The following is a 5,846-nucleotide window of genomic DNA, read 5'->3' on the forward strand; positions in this document are numbered from 1 at the left end:
TTTGCGTACCAACAAACTTATAAAACACAGCCCAAACTATAGAATAAAAAAGCTGTTAAACAGTAACTGCTTCCTTTTGTTTGCCTTGTTTTATTCTTACAGCCTCTTCATATGGATTTAAACCATCAATTACCACAATGTTCTCGTTAGCTAACTGGTGTTTCAGGGCACCATTTGCAGCGTCGAGCCAAACGATCTTAGGCTGGTTATTCAAAACTTCGGATACTTGAATAGACGATGGATCTACGATGTATAAAATATCTATATCATCAGACACTGCTGCAACTGTAGGATATGCAGTCTGCCCTAGTTGTGACTCTTCACTTGATGAAATAGGTACAATCTTATATCCGGATTGCTGTAATTTCTGAACTGCTTTATACGCTTGATTATTTTCATCAGTACCTAGTCCGGCAACTGCTATTGTTTTTTGTCTAAGTTGACCATTCGCGCGATCGAAAGGTGATTGAAGTGCCCAAGTGATCGCTGCTTCGTCTGTAGTTTGAATCGTGCCTGCAGTGCCAGTTGCGATAGCAATAGCTTGGTCTAGGTCGCTAATAATATCATCTATTGACTCAAGACCAACAGACAATCGTATTAAATCCTCTGTTACACCGCTGCTTTTTAAGCTCACTTCATCTAATTGCTGATGTGTTGTTGATGCAGGGTGAATAATAAGTGATTTAGCATCGCCGACATTCGCTACGTGTGACCATAAGCTGATGTTGTCAATTACTTTTCTTCCAGCTTCTCGGCCACCTTTAATACCGAAATTAACGATAGATCCATAGCCGCCACCTAAGTATTTGTTCGCTAACTGGTGGGAAGGATGTTCTTCTAAACCTGGATAAGATACCCACTCAACACTTGGGTGATTTTGCAAGTAGTTTGCTATAGCTTTTGCATTTTGATTATGTCGATCAAGTCGCAAATTCAATGTTTCTAAACCTTGTAAGAACAAGAAAGCATTTTGTGGACTTAACGATGGTCCAATATCTCTTAATAATTGAACACGTAATTTAATTGCAAATGCTGGTGGTCCAATGTCAATACCAAAACGGATGCCATTATAGCTATCATCTGGTTCGATAAATCCTGGGAATTTTGGATTGTTCCAATTGAATCTTCCACCATCAACCACAACACCGCCGATAGATGTGCCGTGTCCGCCTATCCATTTTGTTGCGGAGTGTACAACAATATCAGCACCCCAGCTTATTGGTTTGCAAGCATATGGACTAGCAAAAGTATTATCGATAATTAACGGAATATCATGTGCGTGTGCAATCTCACTAACAGCCTCAATATCAAATACGTTCAAACTAGGGTTGGTAATTATTTCTCCATAAATAGCTTTGGTCTTCGACGTGATCGCAGCTCGGAAATTTTCTGGGTCAGAACCGTCTACAAATTTAACGTTTATACCGTATTTTGGCAAAGTCTTGGCGAACAGATTATAGGTACCACCATACAGATTACTATCGGCAACGATTTCATCTCCAGCGCCAGCAAGATTGAATATTGCTAATGTGATTGCAGAAGAGCCAGATGCGGTTGCAACTGCTGCCACACCGTCTTCAAGTAACGCTATCCGTTGTTCAAAAGCATCAACCGTTGGATTCATAATCCGTGTATAAATATTACCTGGTTCAGCTAGTGCGAATAGATTTTGGGCGTGCTCGGTATCGCGAAATACATAGGAAGTTGTTTGGTAAATCGGTACAGCACGTGAACCAGTTGTTGGATCTGGTGTTTGCCCTCCGTGTAATAATTGTGTTTCTGTTCCTTGGAATTGAAATGAATTTGTCATAAGTACATCCTCCTTAAATTTTAAAAACTGATGACACATGTGGTGCGACTAACAAGCAAATTTTCTGAAATCCTGGGTCGTGATGTAGATGTGTGAGAAGAGAGAGGGGACAAAAAAGCCCCCTTCCGAAGAAGAGGACTTGAAATTACCGGTTCCTCCTCTTATCTTTCAGATTGTTACATCTGTAGGATTTGGCACCATTTCAAGTACTCTTGACGGTTGCCGGGCTTCACAGGGCCTATTCCCTCAGCCTCTCTTGATAAGAGATATGCGATTAACTTAATTGGATTATAAATGACTAAAAACAGTGCGTCAACCATTTTTTTCAAATTTTCAAATAATAATGATTAACTTGATCCATATAAACGAATGCCTATACTCATTAGGGTTCCATTACATAGGTTAAAGTGTAGGGCGCAAAACAAGGAGGTTAATCGTATGGCAGAGGAATCTAAATATTCATCTAAACGATCAAAAAGGAATGTAAGAAATAATACAAATACGTCACCAGATTTTCTTCGACAAATGGATGATTTTTTTCAATTGAAACCAACGAACAATATCATGGCCTCAATCGATTCTTTTTTTCAAAACAATACACCGCAGAAAAGTATACCGGTAGATATGTATGAAACCGATAAGGAATGGATCGTTGAGGTTGATGTACCAGGTGTAAACAAAGAAAATATACATCTAGATGTTGTGGGTGATCGACTGAAAATACGTCTATCGAATGATCAAGATGTAAAAAAATACGATGAAAGCAATAGTTACTATCATAGAGAACGACGTTATTATCAATCGGAACGTGAGGTAACACTACCTTATGCTGTCGATAAAAAAACAGCCAAGGCTAAATACAGGAATGGGGTACTAGAGATTCGTGGCCCGAAAAAACCGCGAACGGATTATAATCTTGATATTGAATAAAGCTAATAGGGTAACCTATTAGCTTATTTTCTTTAAAAAGCCATCTGTTAGCTTTCGAGCGATTTCTTATAGGCAGATTTTGCCTCGAGCTTTTTAAACCATTTTGTACGAGACACGGTATAAATGGTTAAAGCTGTCCAAATACATACAAAGGCTACCAAGTGTCCCTGTGTAAATGCTTCATGATACATAAATACACCTAAAATGAGCATCAGCGTTGGTGCGAAGTATTGTAAAAATCCGACCATCGATAAAGGAATTCGCTTTGCGCCACTAGCAAATAATAGTAACGGAATGGCAGTGACCGGCCCAGCTAAAATTAACCAAGTTGTGTTCGTTGACCATATGGTTGGAAATGTACCAGTTTGAAATTGTGTACTAATCAAATAGATAAGTGCAATTGGTAAAACGATCACCGTTTCTATCGTGAGTCCGAATGTTGCACTGATGTCGACAGTCTTTTTTAATAGACCGTATACACCGAATGATAATGCTAGCATAATTGATACCCATGGAAAAACGCCAAAACTGAATGTTAAATATATGACACCTACAGCTGCTAATATAAAAGAAATAACCTGCCATCGGGTCAATGTTTCTTTTAAGATAAACATGCCTAACAAAATGCTTACGAGTGGATTGATATAATAGCCAAGGCTTGCTTGAACCACATGATCACTGTTAACAGCCCATATAAATAACAGCCAATTGATACTAATAACTATCGATGCTATGGTGATGCCAATAAGTTTCTTTTTATCTTTAGCAATGAGGATGCATTCACGAATGAAGTTATTCCACTTACCAGTTAATGCTAATAAAATTATCATGAAAATAAATGCCCAAACGATTCTGTGGGCAAGCACCTCTCCGGGAGATGTGAAATTTAACTGCTTCCAATAAATTGGTAGAAATCCCCAGAGGATATATGACCCAGCTGCATAAACGATTCCCAACTTAAATTCTTTATTTTCCATTACAGATGACCTCTTTTTTAATAACTCGAATAGAATAAGTTTAGGTTTGTATTACTAAAAAAGCAACAAATTAAACTGAATCTAAGAAAAGCGCAGAGCGCCGCTTAGAAACGTAGCGACTGGAGTGAATCGACTGAGATAAAGGAATCATGCCCCCGCAAAGGGGGTATGTCGACGTTGGACGACAAGTCCGACCTTAGTCGACTTTCGATAAAACCTGAATCAATGATGACTTATCGTAAGGCGGTTCGTGAAGTCGCCTAGTTTCTGGCACTCGGAGCTAGACACAAAAAAGCCCCTCACACGTACTTAACTAGGTGTGAGGGAGATTGTTTACTTCTTACCTTGAATTTCTCGTCGAACTTTACCTACGTCAGTGGTACTATACTTTTTTGTACCATGACCACCAGTAGTTCGTGCAATAAATGCTTTGGCTTCATTATAGGACATACCAGATTGGCTATTTAAACTTTTTACTGAGCTAATATTTGTTCCAGCTACTGTAATATCTTTGTCTGACATATAATCATCCTCCTTTTATGCTTATTATTTTCAACTGTAAGGTTTCTATGTTGACGAAAAAAATGTAGCTGTATTCAATCGATATTTGGTTGTATGTGCTATTATGGTAGGTAGCAATTCATGTTTTCACTTGGGAAGGGGAAATAGAAGGATGAGTTGGATTCCCTATATTTTTGGTTTTATTATTTTTATGAATATCTTGTTAGCTTTGGCGATCGTATTTTTGGAAAGACGTAATGCAACATCTACGTGGGCATGGCTGATGGTTTTATTATTTATCCCGTTAATGGGATTTATATTGTATTTAATTTTTGGAAGAAGATTAAGTAACAAAAAGATTTTTACATGGGATACGAAAAGTAGGCTCGGTGTGAAGCGAGCAGTACAATCTCAGTTGCGTGGATTAGAGGATGGGTCCTTTGAAATTAGTAATGAGGGAATGATCCCATATAAAGATTTAATCTACTTACACCTACGTAATGATGATGCGATTTTCTCGCAAAATAATGAAGTAGAAATCTTTACAGATGGTATTAAGAAATTCAATGCACTCATACAAGATATTGAAAATGCACATGACCACATCCATTTATTGTACTATATCATTCGCCACGATGAGCTTGGACAACGCCTGGCTGATGCGCTCATTAAGAAGTCCAAGGAAGGTGTACAAGTAAGAGTACTATATGATGACCTTGGATCGAGAAGCTTGAGTAGGAAGTATATTAAGCGGATTAGAGAAGCGGGAGGCGAGGTAGAATCGTTTTTTCCATCATTTATCCCAAAAGTAAATTTTAAAATAAACTATCGCAACCACCGCAAACTAGCCATTATTGATGGTAATATCGGATACATTGGCGGTTTTAACATTGGGGATGAATATTTAGGCTATAATAAGCGCTTTGGCTATTGGCGCGATACACACTTGCGAATGATTGGTAATGCTGTTCATCATATGCAAACAAGATTCATTTTAGATTGGAATCAAGCATCAAGGCATCACATTTCTTATGAATCTACATATTTTGTATCGGAACCTGCCGGAAATGTAGGAGTGCAAATTGTTTCTAGTGGACCGGATTCTGAATGGGAGCAAATAAAAAATGGATACATAAAGATGATTATGGAAGCAAAGGATTATATATATATTCAAACACCGTACTTTATTCCAGATGAAAGCTTAAAAGATGCCTTACAAATAGCCGTCCTTTCCGGTGTTGATGTACGAATTATGATACCTAACAAACCAGATCATCCATTTGTGTATTGGGCAACTTTTTATAATATTGGTGAGCTATTAACTGCTGGTGCAAAAGCTTATATATATCAAAATGGCTTCTTGCATGCAAAGACAATCGTTGTCGATGGCAAAATCGCTAGTGTCGGAACGGCGAATATAGACGTTCGAAGCTTTCGGCTGAATTTTGAAGTGAATGCCTTTATTTACGATCAAGAAATTGCAGAAAAGCTTGTACAAGCGTATAAACAGGACATTATGAATTCATCTGAGCTAACACTTAAGCTTTATAAAAAACGATCAAAGTGGATTCGTTTTAAGGAATCAATATCGAAGCTTCTTTCCCCGATATTATAGAATTTAATACAGA

At 38.0% G+C, this 5,846-nt stretch carries 5 protein-coding genes and 1 riboswitch; of the genes, 2 read left to right on the forward strand and 3 right to left on the reverse strand.

The window, feature by feature from the left end; translation table 11 throughout:
* Positions 1–55: 55 nt before the first annotated feature.
* Positions 56–1,810, reverse strand: a complete 1,755-nt coding sequence (locus ACI6MV_RS24500; protein ID WP_407272944.1) for a PLP-dependent aspartate aminotransferase family protein — start codon at positions 1,808–1,810, stop codon at positions 56–58.
* Positions 1,811–1,968: 158 nt separating this feature from the next.
* A riboswitch (SAM riboswitch) is annotated at positions 1,969–2,076 on the reverse strand.
* A gap of 172 nt (positions 2,077–2,248) precedes the next feature.
* Here ACI6MV_RS24500 and ACI6MV_RS24505 point away from each other — a divergent pair.
* On the forward strand, positions 2,249–2,740 hold the full coding sequence (locus ACI6MV_RS24505; protein WP_407272945.1) for an Hsp20/alpha crystallin family protein: 492 nt from the start codon (positions 2,249–2,251) through the stop codon (positions 2,738–2,740).
* 47 nt (positions 2,741–2,787) lie between these two features.
* On the opposite strand, the gene rarD is transcribed toward ACI6MV_RS24505, so the two are convergent.
* Together rarD and ACI6MV_RS24515 are read right to left on the reverse strand one after the other, a co-directional pair.
* A complete protein-coding gene (rarD, locus tag ACI6MV_RS24510; protein WP_407272946.1) occupies positions 2,788–3,717 on the reverse strand; it encodes an EamA family transporter RarD in 930 nt (309 codons plus the stop codon).
* 333 nt (positions 3,718–4,050) lie between these two features.
* Positions 4,051–4,239 (reverse strand): gamma-type small acid-soluble spore protein, encoded by a 189-nt coding sequence (locus tag ACI6MV_RS24515; protein ID WP_407272947.1) that lies wholly within the window; start codon positions 4,237–4,239, stop codon positions 4,051–4,053.
* A 151-nt stretch (positions 4,240–4,390) separates the two neighbouring features.
* Here ACI6MV_RS24515 and cls point away from each other — a divergent pair, with 151 nt between their 5' ends.
* Positions 4,391–5,833: a cardiolipin synthase gene (gene cls, locus ACI6MV_RS24520; protein WP_407272948.1), complete on the forward strand. Its 1,443-nt coding sequence runs from the start codon at positions 4,391–4,393 to the stop codon at positions 5,831–5,833.
* Positions 5,834–5,846: the final 13 nt, after the last annotated feature.

The sequence above is a fragment of the Radiobacillus sp. PE A8.2 genome, from assembly GCF_045635475.1.
In the GTDB taxonomy this organism is placed as follows: Bacteria; Bacillota; Bacilli; order Bacillales; family Amphibacillaceae; genus JBJGXI01.

Excerpts from the sequence above, each read along its gene's own strand:
- ACI6MV_RS24515 (WP_407272947.1), bottom strand. The coding sequence starts at position 4,239 with ATGTCAGACAAAGATATTACAGTAGCTGGAACAAATATTAGCTCAGTA.
- cls (WP_407272948.1), top strand. The coding sequence starts at position 4,391 with ATGAGTTGGATTCCCTATATTTTTGGTTTTATTATTTTTATGAATATC.
- ACI6MV_RS24500 (WP_407272944.1), bottom strand. The coding sequence starts at position 1,810 with ATGACAAATTCATTTCAATTCCAAGGAACAGAAACACAATTATTACAC.
- rarD (WP_407272946.1), bottom strand. The coding sequence starts at position 3,717 with ATGGAAAATAAAGAATTTAAGTTGGGAATCGTTTATGCAGCTGGGTCA.
- ACI6MV_RS24505 (WP_407272945.1), top strand. The coding sequence starts at position 2,249 with ATGGCAGAGGAATCTAAATATTCATCTAAACGATCAAAAAGGAATGTA.